Source organism: Klebsiella sp. BIGb0132 (assembly GCF_024810075.1).
Lineage (GTDB): Bacteria > Pseudomonadota > Gammaproteobacteria > Enterobacterales > Enterobacteriaceae > Klebsiella > Klebsiella terrigena.
In genome coordinates this window covers 96,506-113,089 of sequence record NZ_JANUDW010000004.1, presented here as the reverse complement: position 1 = coordinate 113,089, position 16,584 = coordinate 96,506, and the positions used below count along the sequence as shown (strand labels likewise).

The 16,584-nt window shown below is 60.4% G+C and carries 11 protein-coding genes; 8 read left to right on the top strand and 3 right to left on the bottom strand.

Annotated features, from left to right (window positions below; translation table 11 throughout):
• Nucleotides 1-5 precede the first annotated feature (5 nt).
• Entirely contained in the window at nt 6-701 is a 696-nt protein-coding gene (gene alsE / locus M2416_RS13820) for a D-allulose 6-phosphate 3-epimerase (RefSeq protein ID WP_041143651.1), read from the top strand.
• Entirely contained in the window at nt 685-1,632 is a 948-nt protein-coding gene (gene alsK / locus M2416_RS13815; RefSeq protein WP_259224877.1) for an allose kinase, read from the top strand. Before alsE ends, alsK begins: the two co-directional genes overlap by 17 nt.
• Here the strand turns inward: alsK and M2416_RS13810 are convergent.
• Nucleotides 1,544-4,150 carry an ATP-binding protein gene (locus M2416_RS13810; RefSeq protein WP_259224874.1) on the bottom strand — a complete coding sequence of 869 codons (2,607 nt, stop codon included), beginning with the start codon at nt 4,148-4,150 and terminating at the stop codon, nt 1,544-1,546. The genes alsK and M2416_RS13810 overlap by 89 nt on opposite strands.
• A gap of 185 nt (nt 4,151-4,335) precedes the next feature.
• Between M2416_RS13810 and M2416_RS13805 the strand changes: the two genes are divergently transcribed.
• From M2416_RS13805 to M2416_RS13795, 3 genes are read left to right on the top strand one after another with little or no spacing between them, the layout of a single operon-like run.
• Nucleotides 4,336-5,856, top strand: coding sequence for a sugar ABC transporter ATP-binding protein (locus M2416_RS13805; RefSeq protein ID WP_259224859.1), 1,521 nt, complete (start codon nt 4,336-4,338; stop codon nt 5,854-5,856).
• Nucleotides 5,853-6,854, top strand: coding sequence for an ABC transporter permease subunit (locus tag M2416_RS13800; protein WP_076947084.1), 1,002 nt, complete (start codon nt 5,853-5,855; stop codon nt 6,852-6,854). The genes M2416_RS13805 and M2416_RS13800 overlap by 4 nt, the downstream gene beginning before the upstream one ends.
• A gap of 36 nt (nt 6,855-6,890) precedes the next feature.
• Nucleotides 6,891-7,832 (top strand): ABC transporter substrate-binding protein, encoded by a 942-nt coding sequence (locus M2416_RS13795; protein WP_076947085.1) that lies wholly within the window; start codon nt 6,891-6,893, stop codon nt 7,830-7,832.
• Nucleotides 7,833-7,885: 53 nt separating this feature from the next.
• Here M2416_RS13795 and M2416_RS13790 read toward each other — a convergent pair whose 3' ends face one another.
• A complete protein-coding gene (locus M2416_RS13790; protein ID WP_259224857.1) occupies nt 7,886-8,617 on the bottom strand; it encodes a response regulator in 732 nt (243 codons plus the stop codon).
• A gap of 273 nt (nt 8,618-8,890) precedes the next feature.
• On the opposite strand from M2416_RS13790, the gene fdhF reads away from it, so the two are divergent.
• Together fdhF and M2416_RS13780 are read left to right on the top strand one after the other, a co-directional pair.
• Nucleotides 8,891-11,038, top strand: a complete 2,148-nt coding sequence (gene fdhF, locus M2416_RS13785; protein WP_259224855.1) for a formate dehydrogenase subunit alpha — start codon at nt 8,891-8,893, stop codon at nt 11,036-11,038.
• Nucleotides 11,039-11,226: 188 nt separating this feature from the next.
• Complete coding sequence (locus M2416_RS13780) at nt 11,227-11,910, top strand: tetratricopeptide repeat protein (RefSeq protein WP_076948240.1); 684 nt, start codon at nt 11,227-11,229, stop codon at nt 11,908-11,910.
• Between the two features lie 966 nt (nt 11,911-12,876).
• Here the strand turns inward: M2416_RS13780 and gltP are convergent.
• Entirely contained in the window at nt 12,877-14,187 is a 1,311-nt protein-coding gene (gene gltP / locus M2416_RS13775; RefSeq protein ID WP_076947839.1) for a glutamate/aspartate:proton symporter GltP, read from the bottom strand.
• Between the two features lie 414 nt (nt 14,188-14,601).
• On the opposite strand from gltP, the gene acs reads away from it, so the two are divergent.
• Entirely contained in the window at nt 14,602-16,560 is a 1,959-nt protein-coding gene (gene acs / locus M2416_RS13770; protein ID WP_259224840.1) for an acetate--CoA ligase, read from the top strand.
• Nucleotides 16,561-16,584: the final 24 nt, after the last annotated feature.

Below are 16,584 nucleotides of genomic sequence, written 5' to 3'. Positions count from 1 at the left end.
TTATGATGAAAATTTCCCCCTCTTTAATGTGTATGGACCTGCTGAAATTCAAAGAACAGATTGAGTTTATCGACCAGCATGCAGATTACTTTCACATCGACATTATGGATGGCCACTTTGTCCCTAACCTGACGCTATCGCCATTCTTCGTCAGCCAGGTGAAGAAGCTGGCCAGCAAACCGCTCGATTGTCATCTGATGGTCACCCGGCCGCAGGATTACATCAGCCAGCTGGCGCAGGCGGGGGCGGACTTTATCACCCTGCATCCGGAGACCATTAACGGTCAGGCTTTCCGCCTGATAGAGGAGATCCGCCGCCACGGTATGAAGGTCGGGCTGATCCTCAACCCGGAAACGCCGGTCGAGGCCATGAAGTACTACATTCATAAAGCCGACAAAATCACGGTGATGACCGTCGATCCGGGCTTCGCGGGACAGCCGTTTATCCCGGAGATGCTGGCTAAAATCAGCGAGCTAAAAGCCTGGCGCGAACGCGAAGGGCTGGATTACGAAATTGAGATCGACGGTTCATGCAATAAGGCGACCTATGACAGCCTCATGACGGCAGGGGCGGACGTCTTTATCGTCGGCACCTCCGGGCTGTTTAACCATGCCGATAACATTCACGAGGCGTGGCAGGTTATGGCTGAGCAAATTCTGGCGGCAAAGAACGAGGTATTCCCTCATGCAAAAACGGCTTAACGTCGTCGCGGGCGTGGATATGGGGGCAACCCATATCCGCTTTTGCCTGCAGACCGCACAGGGCGAGGCGCTGCACTGCGAGAAGCTTCGCACCGCCGACGTGCTGGCGGGTAGAGGCCTGGTCAGCGGCATCACCCTGCTGATCCAGCAGCTGCTCGATCGCTATCAGGCACGCTGCTGCGGTCTGGTGATGGGCCTACCGGCGCTGGTCGGCAAGGATAAGCGGACGATCATCTCCACCCCCAACCTGCCGCTACCGCCAGAAATAGTGCGGACGCTGGCCGATGAGCTGGAACATTCGCTGGCCTGCCCGGTCGAGTTCTCCCGCGATGTCAATCTGCAGCTCTCTTTCGACGTGCAGGAAAACGGCCTGCAGGCGCAGCAGGTCTTAGCCGCGTATCTCGGCACCGGTATGGGCTTTGCCATCTGGCTGAACGGCGGGCCGTGGACCGGCGCCCACGGCGTGGCGGGAGAGCTGGGGCACATTCCGCAGGGCGACGCCGCGCTCACCTGCGGCTGCGGTAATCCCGGCTGCCTGGAGACCGTCTGTTCAGGTATCGCGCTCAGGCGCTGGTATGAACTGCAGCCGCGCGGCTATGAGCTTGGCGAGCTGTTTGTTCACGCCGCAGAGGAGCCCTTTGTCCAGGCCCTTCTGCACCATGCCGCCCGCGCCATCGCTACCAGCATCAACCTCTTCGACCCGGATGCGGTGATCCTCGGCGGCGGCGTGATAGATATGCCCGCCTTTCCGCGCGAGACGCTGATCGCCATGATAAAAACGCATATTCGCCGTCCCTTGCCTTACCAGGCGGTGCGGTTTATTGCGGCATCCTCCTCGGCGTTTAACGGTGCCCGGGGGGCGGCGGCGCTGGCTCGCTACCACTATTTACCGCAACCTGTCGCAGCGCCTGCTGCAGCTGGGCGCGGGTGAAGGGCTTACGCAGCAGCTCGACGTCCGGCAGCGCGGGATTATGCGCCGGGCGCAGATCCTGGCCGCTGATCAGCAGCAGCGCCACCGTCGGGAAGCGGCGCTGCGTTTCGTTAATGACCTCCGCGCCGCTCAGCCTTCCCGGCAGCATCAGATCGCTTATCAGCAGCGCGATATCCGGCGAAGCCTCCAGCATCTGCAGCGCCTGCTCGCCGCTGGCGGTTTCCAGCGTCAGCCAGCCAAGCTGGTGCAGCTGCTCGCACAGGGTCTGGCGCACGTCCGCCTCATCCTCGAGCACCAGCGCCAGCCGCTCGGCGCCAGTTTCCTGCTCGGCCTCGGGCAGCAGCCCGCAGGCCGTCGCCTGTACCGCCGCGCGCGGCAGCTGCAGGCGTACCGTCGTCCCCTGACCGGGCGCGCTCTCAATGGCCACCCTTCCCCCGGACTGGCGTACAAAGCCATACACCATCGACAGCCCGAGGCCGCTGCCGCTGCCGGTCTGTTTGGTGGTAAAGAAGGGCTCAAAGACCTGCGCTTTCACCTCCAGCGACATCCCGCAGCCGTGATCGACCACCTCCAGCGCCACCATATCCTGCCGCCGCCCGTCGCTGCGCGCCACGCGCTGGTTCCAGCTGCGAATTCTTATTACGCCGGGCCGCCCTTCCATCGCGTCCCGCGCGTTCATCACCAGGTTGATGATGGCGTTTTCCAGCTGGCCAACGTCAATCCACGCCGGCCAGGCGGGGGACTGCGCCTCAATCTCGAGGCTCAGCGCCGCGGGCAGAGAGTGGCGCATCAGCTCGCCGAGGTTCTCCAGCAGCGGCTTCATCTCAACGGCGTGCGGGTGCAGCGACTGCTTTCGCGAGAAGGCCAGCAGCCGCTGGGTCAGCAGCGCGCCGCGTTCGGCAGCCTTGCGCGCCCTGGAGATGCGCGCCGCGTCGCCCTCATGGGGCTGAACCAGCTCAAGGCTGCCGATAATCACCGCCAGCAGGTTATTAAAATCATGCGCCAGGCCGCCGGTCAGCTGGCCGACGGCCTTCATTTTCTGGCTATGGACCAGCGCCTGCTCCAGCCCCTTGCGCTCGGTGCGATCGAGCACCACGTTGACCAGCCCACGCCCCGGCACCGGGCTGAAGCGCAGCTCAATCGTCCGGTCGTTCGCCAGCTGCAGCTCCTGCGGCTTCGGCAGCGGTGAAGCGAGGTTGGCCCGCACGTGCTCCGCCAGCGGCGCCGCCCGACTCAGCAGCTGCTGGTAGTGCATGCCGCGCTGCAGATCCTGTGCCGCCAGCCCGAGCAGCAGCGGATACTGCGGGTTCCACACCACCAGTTGCCCCTGATTATCAAACAGGGCAAAGCCGTCGCGCATCGCGTGGAAGGTGGTCTCCAGCAGGGTGCTTTTCTCCTTCAGCAGTTGGGAAGTGTGGGCCAGCGAGGCGGTATTGCGGGCGAAAACGTTGAAGGCGCGCGCCAGCTCGCCCAGCTCATCGCGCCGCTGCAGCGCGGGCACCGAGACGTGGTTCTCGCCGTGGGCCAGCCGCGACATGGCGCGTGAAATAGCGGTCAGGTTGGAGCCAAGATTGCGGTAGATATACCAGCCGGCGCATCCAGTGATCGCCAGCGCCAGCAGCGCCGACAGCAGAATAAACATGCTGATGGAGCGCAGCTCCTGATGGCTTTGCGCCGCCCGCAGCTCCGACGCCTGCGCCACCCTGGCGACATACTGATTAATATCGCTGTTCAGCAGCGCCACCAGCGCCTTGATATGGAACATATACCAGCCGATCGCCAGATCGCTCTCCTCCAGCTGGGCCGACAGCGGCTCCAGCCGGGCAAGCTCGGCCTTAAAATCCGCGAGGATTGCGGCCTGCGTCGGGTCGGCGCTGGTCGACGGCAGGAAGCCCATCACCTCATCCAGCTGCTGCACTATCGAACGCGGCGTTGAGGTGTGGATGGCGGCGGTAATCAGCCGATCCATCTCCACCAGCCGCTGCGGAGCGATCGCCGGCGCGCCGGGCCGATCGCTAAGATCCTGTAGATGGAGCAGATAGCTCTGATTTTGATACAGCGAGCTGAGCAGCTCATAGCGCTGCAGATGGCGCCGCTGGCCGCGCACCAGCATTCCGCCTACGCTCTGCTGCAGCTCGTTGCTGCGGCGAGTAATGCTGGCGACCAGCGTCACCTCCTGCTGCGCCAGCGGCGCGGCGGCAAGCTGGGACAGCGAGTGCTTCAGCGCCTGCTGCGTCTCCAGCAGGCGCTCGGCCTCGCTTTTATACTCCAGCGCGCCCACCACCTGCGAGAGCCGAACCGCCGCGGTGGCGACATTAGCGGTATCGCGGGCCAGGTTCATGCTGCCGGTCATATCGTCCAGCGTCTGCCGCTGCACCTGCTCCTGCAGCAGGCTGGCGTGGCGAAAACCCAGTATCGCCACCCCGGCGACCATCAGCGTCACCGCCACCATCAGCAGGTTAAACGACAGCAGGCGTCCGCGGGCGCTGGTGAAAAACGGATAACGATGGGATGGCATAGTCGGCTCCGCGCTATTTTTGTTTATCCTGGCGGCTGGCGGCAGCAACGGGGAGAGTAACGTTGCGTAATTGTGATCAAGATTAACTATTCATCAATATGACAAATATGAACGGCTTCTGACATTTTGCATTTATCAACCCGTGGTCCACTGCTGCTATCGACCGCTCTCGCAGGAGACCCTGTATGCCAGCAACGCCGGTACTATCCATGCGCAATATTGCCAAAGCCTTCGGCAAATTTTATGCGCTGAAAGGCGTCGATCTGACGGTTTGGCCAGGCGAGATCCACGCCCTGATGGGCGAGAACGGCGCCGGGAAAAGCACGCTCATGAAGATCCTCGCCGGCGCCTATACCGCCACCAGCGGCGAGATCCTGATCGACGGTAAACCGCACGCCATCAAAGGGCCAAAAGACGCGTTGGCGGCAGGCATCACGCTGATTTATCAGGAGATGCAGCTGGCGCCTAATCTCACCGTCGCCGAAAATATTTTCCTCGGCAGCGAGCTGGCGCGCGGCGGGCTGGTGCAGCGCAAAGAGATGCAGAACCAGGCCCAGGCGGTGATTGACCGTCTTGGCGCCCAGTTTAAGGCCAGCGATCGGGTGATGAAGCTGACCATCGCCGAACAGCAGCAGGTGGAGATCGCCCGCGCCCTGCACCGTAACAGCCGAATTCTGGTGATGGATGAGCCGACCGCCGCCCTCTCTTCGCGTGAAACCCAGCGCCTGTTTGAGCTGATTCTGCGCCTGCGCGACGAAGGCATGGCGATTATCTATATCAGCCACCGCATGGCGGAAGTTTATGAGCTGTCCGATCGCGTCAGCGTCCTGCGCGACGGTCAGTACGTCGGCAGCCTGACCCGCGACAGGCTCAACGCCTCCGAGCTGGTGCGCATGATGGTGGGCCGCCCGCTCAGCGATCTGTTCAATAAAGAGCGCGATATCCCGCTCGGCAAGCCGCGCCTGCGGGTGCAGGATCTCACCGACGGCAGCAAGGTGAAGCCAAGCAGCCTGGTGGTGCACGCCGGGGAGATCGTCGGCCTCGCCGGGCTGGTCGGCGCTGGCCGCTCCGAGCTGGCACAGCTGGTTTTCGGCGTGCGCAAGGCGAGCGGCGGCGTGATTGAAGTCGACGGCGAGCCGGTGGTCATCCACTCGCCGCGCGAAGCCATCGATCTCGGCATCGGCTTCCTTACCGAGAACCGCAAGGAGCAGGGGCTGTTTCTCGAACTGGCGGCGCAGGAAAACATCACCATGGCGACGCTGGAACGCGACGCCAGCTGGGGAATGCTCAACCGCAAGAAGGCGCAGACCATCTCCGATGACGCCATCTCGCTGCTCAATATTCGCGTCCCGCATTCGCAGGTGCGGGCGGGCGGCCTTTCCGGCGGCAACCAGCAAAAGCTGCTGATCTCCCGCTGGGTGGCGATCGGCCCGCGTATTCTGATCCTCGATGAACCCACGCGCGGCGTTGACGTCGGCGCCAAAAGCGAAATTTACCGCATCATGAACCAGATGGCGCGTCAGGGCGTGGCCATTCTGATGATCTCCAGCGAACTACCGGAAGTGGTCGGCATGAGCGACCGGGTCTACGTGATGCGCGAAGGCGCAATCGTCGGCGAACTGCAGGCCGACGAGATCGGCCAGGAAAGCATTATGACGCTGGCCACCGGCGTTAACGACTCTCACCTTAAGGCGGAACAACCATGACAACGCAAAAAGAGACCGCCGCCCGGCCGGTGGCAAAATCAGCATCGGCGAAAAAAATGCTGATGGGCGATTTGATGCAAACGGTCGGCATCCTGCCGATTTTAATCCTGATTGTCGCGGTATTTGGCTTTATCGCGCCGAACTTCTTTACCGAAAGCAACCTGCTGAACATTACCCGCCAGGCCTCCATCAACATCGTGCTCGCGGCGGGTATGACCTTTATCATTTTGACCGGCGGGATTGACCTGTCGGTCGGCTCTATCCTCGGCACCACCGCGGTGGCGGCGATGGTGGTCTCGCTGATACCGGAGCTCTCCCTGCTCTCCATTCCGGCGGCGCTGATGCTCGGCCTGCTGCTGGGCCTGTTCAACGGTGCGCTGGTCGCCTTCGCCGGACTGCCGCCGTTTATCGTTACGCTAGGCACCTATACGGCGCTGCGCGGGGCCGCCTATCTGCTGGCGGACGGCACCACGGTGATTAACTCCGATATCAGCTTCGAATGGATCGGCAACGATTATCTCGGGCCGGTGCCGTGGCTGGTAGTGATCGCCCTGGCGGTGATCGCGGTGTGCTGGTTCATTCTGCGCCGCACCACGCTCGGCGTGCATATCTACGCCGTGGGCGGCAATATGCAGGCCGCCAGGCTCACCGGCATCAAGGTGTGGCTGGTGCTGCTGTTCGTCTACGGCATGAGCGGGCTGCTCTCGGGGCTGGGCGGGGTGATGAGCGCTTCGCGGCTCTACAGCGCCAACGGCAACCTCGGCGTGGGCTATGAGCTGGACGCCATCGCCGCGGTTATCCTCGGCGGCACCAGCTTCGTCGGCGGTATCGGCACCATCACCGGTACCCTGGTGGGGGCGCTGATTATCGCCACCCTCAATAACGGTATGACGCTGATGGGCGTCTCCTATTTCTGGCAACTGGTGATCAAAGGGGCGGTGATCATCATTGCAGTACTGATCGACAAATACCGTACCCGACACCATCAAAGTGCATAACAACAATACCAATACCCTACGAGTGAGGAAGACAATATGCGTTTGAAACCGTTAGCGATCGCGCTCTGTGCCGGCACGCTGCTTGCCGCAGCGCCGTTCACCCAGGCTAAAGAACTCAAATCTATCGGCGTGACGGTCGGCGATCTGGCCAACCCGTTCTTCGTCCAGATAACCAAAGGCGCCGAGCTGGAAGCCCGCAAGCTGGCCGGAGATAATGTCAAAGTGACGCTGGTTTCCAGCGGCTACGATCTCGGTCAGCAGGTCGCGCAGATCGATAACTTTATCGCCGCGAAGGTCGACATGATTATCCTTAACGCCGCCGACTCGAAGGGCATCGGCCCGGCGGTGAAGCGGGCGAAAGACGCGGGCATCGTGGTGGTGGCGGTGGACGTGGCCGCCGAAGGCGCGGACGCGACGATTACCTCCGATAACACCCAGGCGGGCGAAATGGCCTGTAAATACATCACCGACCGCCTGAAAGGGAAAGGCAACGTGGTGATTATCAACGGGCCGCCGGTCTCTGCGGTGCAGAACCGCGTCGAAGGCTGCCAGACGGAGTTCAAGCGCCACCCGGATATCAAAGTGCTGTCGTATAACCAGAACGCCAAGGGCAGCCGCGAAGGCGGACTGGAAATTATGACCTCGCTGCTGGCCGCCAATCCGAAAATCGACGGCGTATTTGCCATTAACGACCCGACCGCCATCGGGGCGGACCTGGCGGCCAAACAGGCCCAGCGCCGCGAGTTCTTTATCGTTGGCGTCGACGGCAGTCCGGACGGGGAAGAAGCGTTGAAGCGTAAGAATTCGCTGTTTGTCGCCACCCCGGCCCAGGACCCGCAGGTGATGGCGGCGAAGGCGGTAGAAATTGGCTACGACATCCTGCAGGGCAAAGCGGCGCCAACGGCCCCGGTGCTGATCCCGGTGACGATGATCGATAAAAACAACATTGGTACCTATAAAGGCTGGACCGTGAAGTAGGCGCCATCGGTCAGGCGATGCCCCGGGAAGCCCCGGGGTTAGCCCCTTCGCGGCTACGCCGCCTTATCGCCGTGGATAACGTCCGCGGCGAACACATAGCCCAGGCCGCGCATGGTTTTGATCAGCGCCGGCTGATGCGGATTAAGCTCAATTTTGCGCCGCAGGCGCATGATCAGCACGTCAATCGTTCGGTCAAACACCTCAATGCTCTCGCTGTGGGTCAACGTCAGCAGCTGTTCGCGGTTCAGTACCCGCCGGGCGTTCTGCGCCAGCGCCAGCAGCAGGCCGTACTCGCCCTGGGTCAGCGGCACCGGCTGCTGCTGGGGGTTAAACAGCTCACAGCGTCCGGTGTCCAGCCGCCAGCCGTTAAAAATGAGTCCCGCACCGCCGCCGCTGCTGCTCTCCGCCGCCAGCGCGCCGCTGCGTCTGAGCACCGCTTTCACTCGCGCCACCACTACCCGGGAGTTAAACGGCTTGCCGATATAGTCATCGGCGCCCATCTCCAGCCCCACCACGACGTCGGCTTCGCTCCCGAGACCGGTCAGCATCACCACCGGCAGCTCGGGTCTGCTGCGCTGCAGCTGCTGTAGCACCAGCAGGCCGTTGGTATCGGGCAAAATCATGTCCAGCAGGACGAGGGAAATATCTGCCCGCTGCGCCGCTACCGCCAGCGCTTCGCCGCCGGTTTGGCACACCAGCACGTCAAAAACGTGCGCGCTGAGCACGTCGCACAGCAGTTCGCAGATTGCGCTGTCGTCATCAACAACCAAAATGACCGGTTTCATAGCTTGCCTCTGCCCGCCGGGGATGATCTCTGTATGATTAATTCAGCAAACCACCACCGACAAATCCATTGCCGGATAGCGTTTCTTCAACCCATGTCACAACTCCGCCCGCTTCGACACGTCAAAACTGACGACGCCCTGCTTTTCGTCAGCACTTCGCCCAAAAAACCGGCGTATTATCGGGAAATACCCACAATGAAAATATGGCATAGAAGATGCATAGTGACGGCGTGATAGCGCATATGCGCCAACTGATTAACGGGAGCAAGACCGATGAAAAAAGTCGTCACGGTTTGTCCGTATTGCGCATCAGGTTGCAAAATCAACCTGGTAGTCGATAACGGTAAAATCGTCCGGGCTGAGGCAGCACAGGGGAAAACCAACCAGGGAACCCTGTGCCTGAAGGGCTACTACGGCTGGGACTTTATTAACGATACCCAGATCCTCACCCCGCGCCTGAAAACCCCGATGATCCGCCGCCAGCGCGGCGGCAGGCTGGAGTCCGTCTCCTGGGATGAGGCCCTCGACTACGTTGCCACGCGCCTCAGCGCGATTAAGGCCAAGTACGGCCCGGATGCCATCCAGACCACCGGCTCCTCCCGCGGCACCGGGAATGAAACCAACTATGTGATGCAAAAATTCGCGCGCGCCGTTATTGGCACCAATAACGTCGACTGCTGCGCTCGCGTCTGACACGGCCCATCGGTTGCAGGTCTGCACCAGTCGGTCGGTAACGGCGCTATGAGCAATGCCATCACCGAGATTGATAATACCGATCTCGTGTTTATCTTCGGCTATAACCCGGCCGATTCGCACCCTATCGTGGCGAATCACGTGATTAACGCCAAACGCAACGGGGCGAAGATTATCGTCTGCGATCCGCGCAAAATTGAAACCGCGCGCATTGCCGATATGCATATTGCGTTGAAAAACGGCTCCAACATTGCCCTGCTCAACGCCATCGGCCACGTCATTATTAAAGAGGATCTCTACGATAAATCCTTCGTCGCCAGCCGCTCGGAAGGCTTCGGGGAGTATCGCAAAATCGTTGAAGGCTATACGCCGGAGTCGGTGGAAGAGATAACCGGCGTCAGCGCGCAGGAGATCCGCGCCTGCGCCCGGATGTACGCCAGCGCCAAATCCGCGGCCATCCTGTGGGGCATGGGCGTCACCCAGTTCTATCAGGGCGTGGAAACCGTGCGCTCGCTGACCAGCCTGGCGATCATGACCGGTAACCTCGGCAGGCCGAGCGTCGGGGTCAACCCGGTGCGCGGGCAGAACAACGTCCAGGGCGCCTGCGATATGGGCGCCCTGCCGGATACCTATCCGGGCTACCAGTACGTTAAGTTCCCGGAAAACCGGGAGAAATTCGCCAAAGCCTGGGGCGTGGAGAGCCTGCCGGCGCACGCCGGCTACCGCATCAGCGAGCTGCCGCACCGGGCGGCGCACGGCGAAGTACGGGCGGCCTATATTATGGGCGAAGATCCGCTGCAGACCGATGCCGAGCTCTCGGCGGTGCGTAAAGCCTTTGAAGAGCTTGAGCTGGTTATCGTGCAGGATATTTTCATGACCAAAACCGCGGCGGCGGCGGACGTCATCCTGCCCTCCACCTCGTGGGGCGAGCATGAAGGCGTCTATACCGCGGCGGACCGCGGCTTCCAGCGCTTCTTTAAAGCGGTGGAGCCGCAGTGGGATCTGAAAACCGACTGGCAGATTATCAGCGAGATCGCCACCCGGATGGGCTACCCGATGCGCTACAGCAACACCCAGGAGATCTGGGACGAGCTGCGCCATCTGTGTCCGGACTTTTACGGCGCCACCTACGAGAAGATGGGCGAGCTGGGCTACATCATGTGGCCGTGCCGCGACGAATCCGCCGCCGACCAGGGGACCTCTTATCTGTTTAAAGAGAGGTTCGATACCCCCAACGGGCTGGCGCAGTTCTACACCTGCGACTGGGTTGCGCCGATCGACAGGCTCACCGGGGAATATCCGATGGTGCTCTCAACGGTGCGCGAAGTCGGCCACTACTCGTGCCGCTCGATGACCGGTAACTGTGCGGCGCTGGCGGCGCTGGCGGACGAGCCGGGCTATGCGCAAATCAATACCGCCGACGCCGCGCGTCTGGGTATCGAGGATGAGGCGCTGGTGTGGGTTAACTCGCGTAAGGGCCGCATCATCACCCGTGCGCAGGTTAGCGATCGGCCGAATAAGGGAGCGGTCTATATGACCTACCAGTGGTGGATTGGCGCCTGCAACGAGCTGGTGACCGAGAACCTGAGCCCGATAACCAAAACGCCGGAGTACAAGTACTGCGCGGTTAACGTTGAGCGGATTGCCGACCAGCGCGCCGCCGAACAGTACGTCATTGATGAGTACAGTAAGCTAAAAGCCCGCCTGCGCGAAAGCGCGATGGGCTAAGTCAGACCGCTTTCCCGGAGGGGCGCGCCGCGCCTTTCCGGGCGACGGATCGGTCCCCCGCTGGCGCAACGCTCAGCGGCGGGACACGTTTATCGCCCCGGTTTCATCACGCTCGCTTAGCGCCTGTCATTTTCTTCTCTTACGCCTCCCTTTATACTGTTAGCTGTATCCCTAATAGATAATAAAAAATGAAATACCTCTATTTATTGCTGGCGCTGGTCTCCCTCGCCGCAGGCGCCATGGAACCAGGCAGTCAGTACAAACAGCAGGCTGAATCGGGCGACCCGCGCGCGCAGTACTATCTCGCCGATACCTACGTCAGCTCCGGCGATTACCCGCAGGCCGAATACTGGGCGCAGAAGTCGGCGGAAAACGGCGATGGCGACGCGCTGGCGCTGCTGGCCCAGCTGAAGATCCGCAACCCGCAGAACGCCGATTACAAGCAGGCCAGGCAGCTGGCGGAAAAGTCGGTCCAGGCGGGAAGCAAGGCCGGGGAGATCGTCCTTGCCCGGGTGCTGGTCAATCATCAGGCCGGCAAGCCGGACTATTCGCACGCCATCACCCTGCTACAGGACGCGGCCCAGGATCCGGAAAGCGACTCCGCCGTTGACGCGCAGATGCTGCTCGGGCTGATTTACGCCAGCGGCGTGCAGATTGCGGAAGATGACGCCGCGGCCTCGCTCTATTTTAAACGCAGCTCCTCGCTGTCCCGCACCGGCTACGCCGAGTACTGGGCGGGGATGATATTCCAGCAGGGGGAGAAAGGCTTTATCGAGCCCAATCAGCAGAAGGCCCTGCACTGGCTGAACGTCAGCTGCCAGGAGGGGTTTGATACCGGATGCGAGGAGTTTGAGCGGATAACCAAGGGGTAGCCTCTTCGCGCCCGAATGGCTTTTTACGGTGGTTTGGGCGAAGGGCGGATCGCTGATATGCGCTATGCCAGGCTACGGCGGAATGTTCCATTCACATTCCGTGGAATGTTCCGTTCATATTCCGTGGAATGTTCCGTTCACGATGAATCCAGCGCTTTTCTCACACCCGCTGCGGGTGAACGGCACGGGGGGCGTTTCGCCCGCCCCCCGTGGCCCCCGGCATGGCGCTGAAAACTGCCGCTGCGCGGTACGCTCCACTCCGGCTTCATCTGGCGGACCGGGCAGGACTCGACGTCCCTGTCTCGACCTGCCTCTCTGACCGCCTTATTCGTCCCATCCATGGGACTCACCCCTTCGGGGCCGACGTTAACGTCGTTCAAAAACGCTCCCGGCGTTTTTGTCCTGGCGGTCAGTCCTGGATGCGCGCCTGCGTTCCCGCCAGTTTTCTTGATGCGCCTTAACCCCCGCGCTGTCAGCCCGTAGATACCAGCAGCCAAATCATTGCTGAAGGCTTTTTCAGCAATGACCATGCAGACATGAGGCATCGGGACGTGCAGCAGGGGGGTTGGGCCGGCTAAAAATCGCTGAGGCGCAGGCGGCTGGCCGGGGCCGCCAGCATGGATGCTGGCGGAGGCAAGCCTTACAGGGAGGTTACCTCTTGCCGTCCCCGAATAGCCAGACGGCGGAGACGAAGGTATCGCGCAGCGACGATTTTTCTTGCCGGGATGCCGGGTCCCCAGGGCCGGGCGAAACCGGCCCTGGGCCGTTCACCTATGCCGCAGTAAACAGAAGTATGCGGGACCAATGGTGAACGGAACATTCCACGGAATATGAACGGAACGTTTCGTAGATTGCAGGACATGCTAAAAAAACAGCTTTCTCCCAAACCACCGTTATCTGAAATCCCCTGCCTCACGATAAAAAAAGCCCGGCGCAGGACGCCGGGCTTGCTGTTTCACCGCGCGCTTACTGCGCGGTCTTATCAAATTTACCCAGCACCTCACGCTCGTACGCCAGCGCTTTCTTACGGTCAAATTTGTGCTCCCACTTGGCGATAACCAGCACCGCCAGGGCATTCCCCACCACGTTCAGCGCGGTACGCGCCATATCGAGGATGCGGTCAACGCCGGCAATAAAGGCCAGACCTTCCAGCGGGATCCCGACGCTGCCCAGCGTCGCCAGCAGCACCACAAAGGAGACGCCCGGCACGCCGGCAATCCCTTTCGAGGTCACCATCAGCGTCAGCACCAGCGTAATCTCCTGCCACAGCGACAGGTCAATCCCGTACAGCTGAGCAATGAAGATCGCCGCAATACTCTGGTATAGCGTCGAACCGTCGAGGTTAAAGGAGTAGCCGGTCGGTACCACGAAGCTGGTGATTGAGGCCGGCGCGCCGTAGGCCTCCATCTTCTCAATAATACGCGGCAGCACGCTCTCGGAGCTGGCGGTAGAGTAGGCGAGGATCAGCTCGTCCTTCAGGATGCGAATCAGGATCCAGATGCTCAGGCCGCAGAAACGTGCGACCAGCCCCAGCACCACCAGCGCAAAGAACAGAATCGCGAAATAGACCAGAATCACCAGCTTGGCCAGCGGCCACAGGGAGGCGAAGCCGAAGGTAGCGACGGTCACGGAGATCAGCGCAAACACCCCGACCGGCGCGTAGCGCATCACCATGTGCGTCACTTTGAACATGGTCTCGGAAATAGAGCGGAAAACGGTCACCAGCGGCTCACGATGCGTTGCCGGCAGCGAGGAGAGGCCGAGACCAAACAGCACCGAGAAGAAGATAATCGGCAGCATATCGCCCTTGGCCATCGAGGCGACGATATTGGTCGGCACCAGCGACAAAATCGTCCCCATCAGGCCGTGCGCGTGGCTTTGCACTTCCGCCGTCGTACTTTGGTACTTCGAAATATCGACCGCCGCCAGCTGCGACATATCAATGCCGGTGCCCGGCTGGAAAACGTTGGCCAGGGTGATCCCCAGCACAATCGCCACCGTGGTGATCGCTTCAAAATAGATAATCGTTTTGGCGCCAATGCGCCCCAGCTGCTTAGCGTCGCCGACGCCGGCAATCCCGACAATCAGCGTCGAAATCACAATCGGCACCACGATCATTTTGATCAGGTGGATAAAGATATCGCCCGCCGGCGTCAGGAGGTTCGAGATTAACCAATCACGGTTTTCGGCATGGTAATGCAGATAACTGCCCAGGAGTATGCCCAGCACCAGGGCCAGCAAAATTTGCCAGGCCAGGCTGACTTTTGTTTTTTTCATCACTACAGACTTCCTCAATGAAAGGCACCATTACCGCAGGTAATGATACCCACTGAAAGGGGTATGAATTGTGTTGCGTTGCTCTATGGGGTTTTTTAACGCGCGATATGAGTATCATTTGCACGGCATGCTGCGCAAGCCTTTAAGAACAGGCCTTTACTCTGGTTTTATGCATAAAGTCGCTCATTCCCCCCACTTATATTGCATAAGTATTTGTTATAAAAAAATTTTAATCACTTCTATTTCTATAAATTCATTACCGGAATTATTGCACTTAAAAGTTTCATTTGATTGATTTTCATTCAGTTGAATTAATGCGTGATCTGTCCCCCAAATAGCAAACAAAGCGCGCAAAGCCCCTACTATTAACGTTTATTTGACATATATTTAACAACCTACAGGAGAAAAAAAGCCATGAGCCAAATACATAAACACTCTATTCCCGCAAATATTGCGGACAGCTGCCTGATTAACCCGGAACAGTACAAGGCGCAGTATCAACAATCCGTGACCGATCCCGACGCGTACTGGGGCGAGCAGGGTAAAATTCTCGACTGGATTCGACCCTATACGCGCGTGAAGAACACCTCGTTTGCCCCGGGCAACGTCTCTATCAAATGGTATGAGGACGGAACGCTGAACCTGGCGGCTAACTGTCTCGATCGCCACCTCGCAGAGCGCGGCGACCAGACGGCCATCATCTGGGAAGGCGACGACGCCAGCCAGAGCAAGAAAATTACCTATCGCGAGCTGCATCGCGACGTGTGCCGCTTTGCCAACGCCCTGCTCGGCCTCGGGATTAAAAAAGGCGACGTCGTGGCTATCTATATGCCGATGGTGCCCGAAGCGGCGGTCGCTATGCTGGCCTGCGCCCGCATTGGCGCCATCCACTCGGTTATTTTCGGCGGCTTCTCGCCGGAAGCGGTGGCCGGACGCATCATCGACTCCAGCTCGCGGCTGGTGATCACCGCCGACGAGGGCCTGCGTGCCGGTCGCGCCATTCCGCTGAAGAAAAACGTCGATGACGCGCTGAAAAATCCTAACGTGACCACCATTGAAAACGTGGTCGTCCTCAAGCGCACCGGGGGCAAAACGGAATGGCACGAGGGTCGCGACCTGTGGTGGAGCGATCTGCTGGAAAACGCCAGCGACCAGCACCAGCCGGAAGAGATGAACGCCGAAGACCCGCTGTTTATCCTCTATACATCAGGCTCAACCGGCAAGCCGAAAGGCGTCCTGCACACCACCGGGGGCTACCTGGTGTATGCGGCAACGACCTTCAAATACGTATTCGACTATCATCCTGGCGATATCTACTGGTGCACCGCCGACGTGGGCTGGGTAACCGGCCACAGCTACCTGCTGTACGGCCCGCTGGCCTGCGGCGCGACGACGCTGATGTTCGAAGGGGTACCAAACTGGCCGACTCCGGCGCGCATGTGCCAGGTGGTGGATAAGCACCAGGTCAGCATCCTGTATACCGCACCAACGGCGATTCGCGCGCTGATGGCCGAGGGCGATAAGGCTATCGAAGGCACCGACCGCGCTTCTCTGCGCATTCTGGGGTCCGTCGGTGAGCCGATCAACCCGGAAGCCTGGGAGTGGTACTGGAAGAAAATCGGCAACGAGAAATGCCCGGTGATGGACACCTGGTGGCAGACCGAAACCGGCGGCTTTATGATCACCCCGCTGCCGGGCGCGATTGAACTGAAGGCCGGCTCCGCCACCCGTCCATTCTTCGGCGTTCAGCCGGTCATCGTCGATAACGAAGGCACGCCGCTGGAAGGGGCCACCGAGGGCAACCTGGCCATCGCCGACTCCTGGCCTGGCCAGGCGCGTACCCTGTTCGGCGACCACGAGCGCTTCGAGCAAACCTACTTCTCCACCTTTAAAAACATGTACTTCAGCGGCGACGGCGCGCGTCGTGACGAGGATGGCTACTACTGGATAACCGGCCGCGTGGACGACGTGCTGAACGTTTCCGGCCACCGTCTGGGCACCGCCGAAATTGAATCGGCGCTGGTCTCACACCCGAAAATCGCCGAAGCGGCGGTGGTCGGCATCCCGCATAACATCAAAGGTCAGGCCATTTACGCCTATGTGACGCTGAATCATGGTGAAGAGCCGACGCCGGAGCTGTACGCGGAAGTGCGCAACTGGGTGCGTAAAGAGATAGGCCCGCTGGCCACCCCGGACGTGCTGCACTGGACCGATTCGTTACCGAAAACCCGCTCCGGTAAAATCATGCGCCGCATCCTGCGCAAGATTGCCGCCGGTGACACCAGCAACCTCGGCGATACCTCAACGCTCGCCGATCCTGGCGTGGTGGAAAAACTGCTCGAAGAGAAGCAGTCCATCGCAATGCCGTCGTAAATACTTACTGAATCCCTACACCCT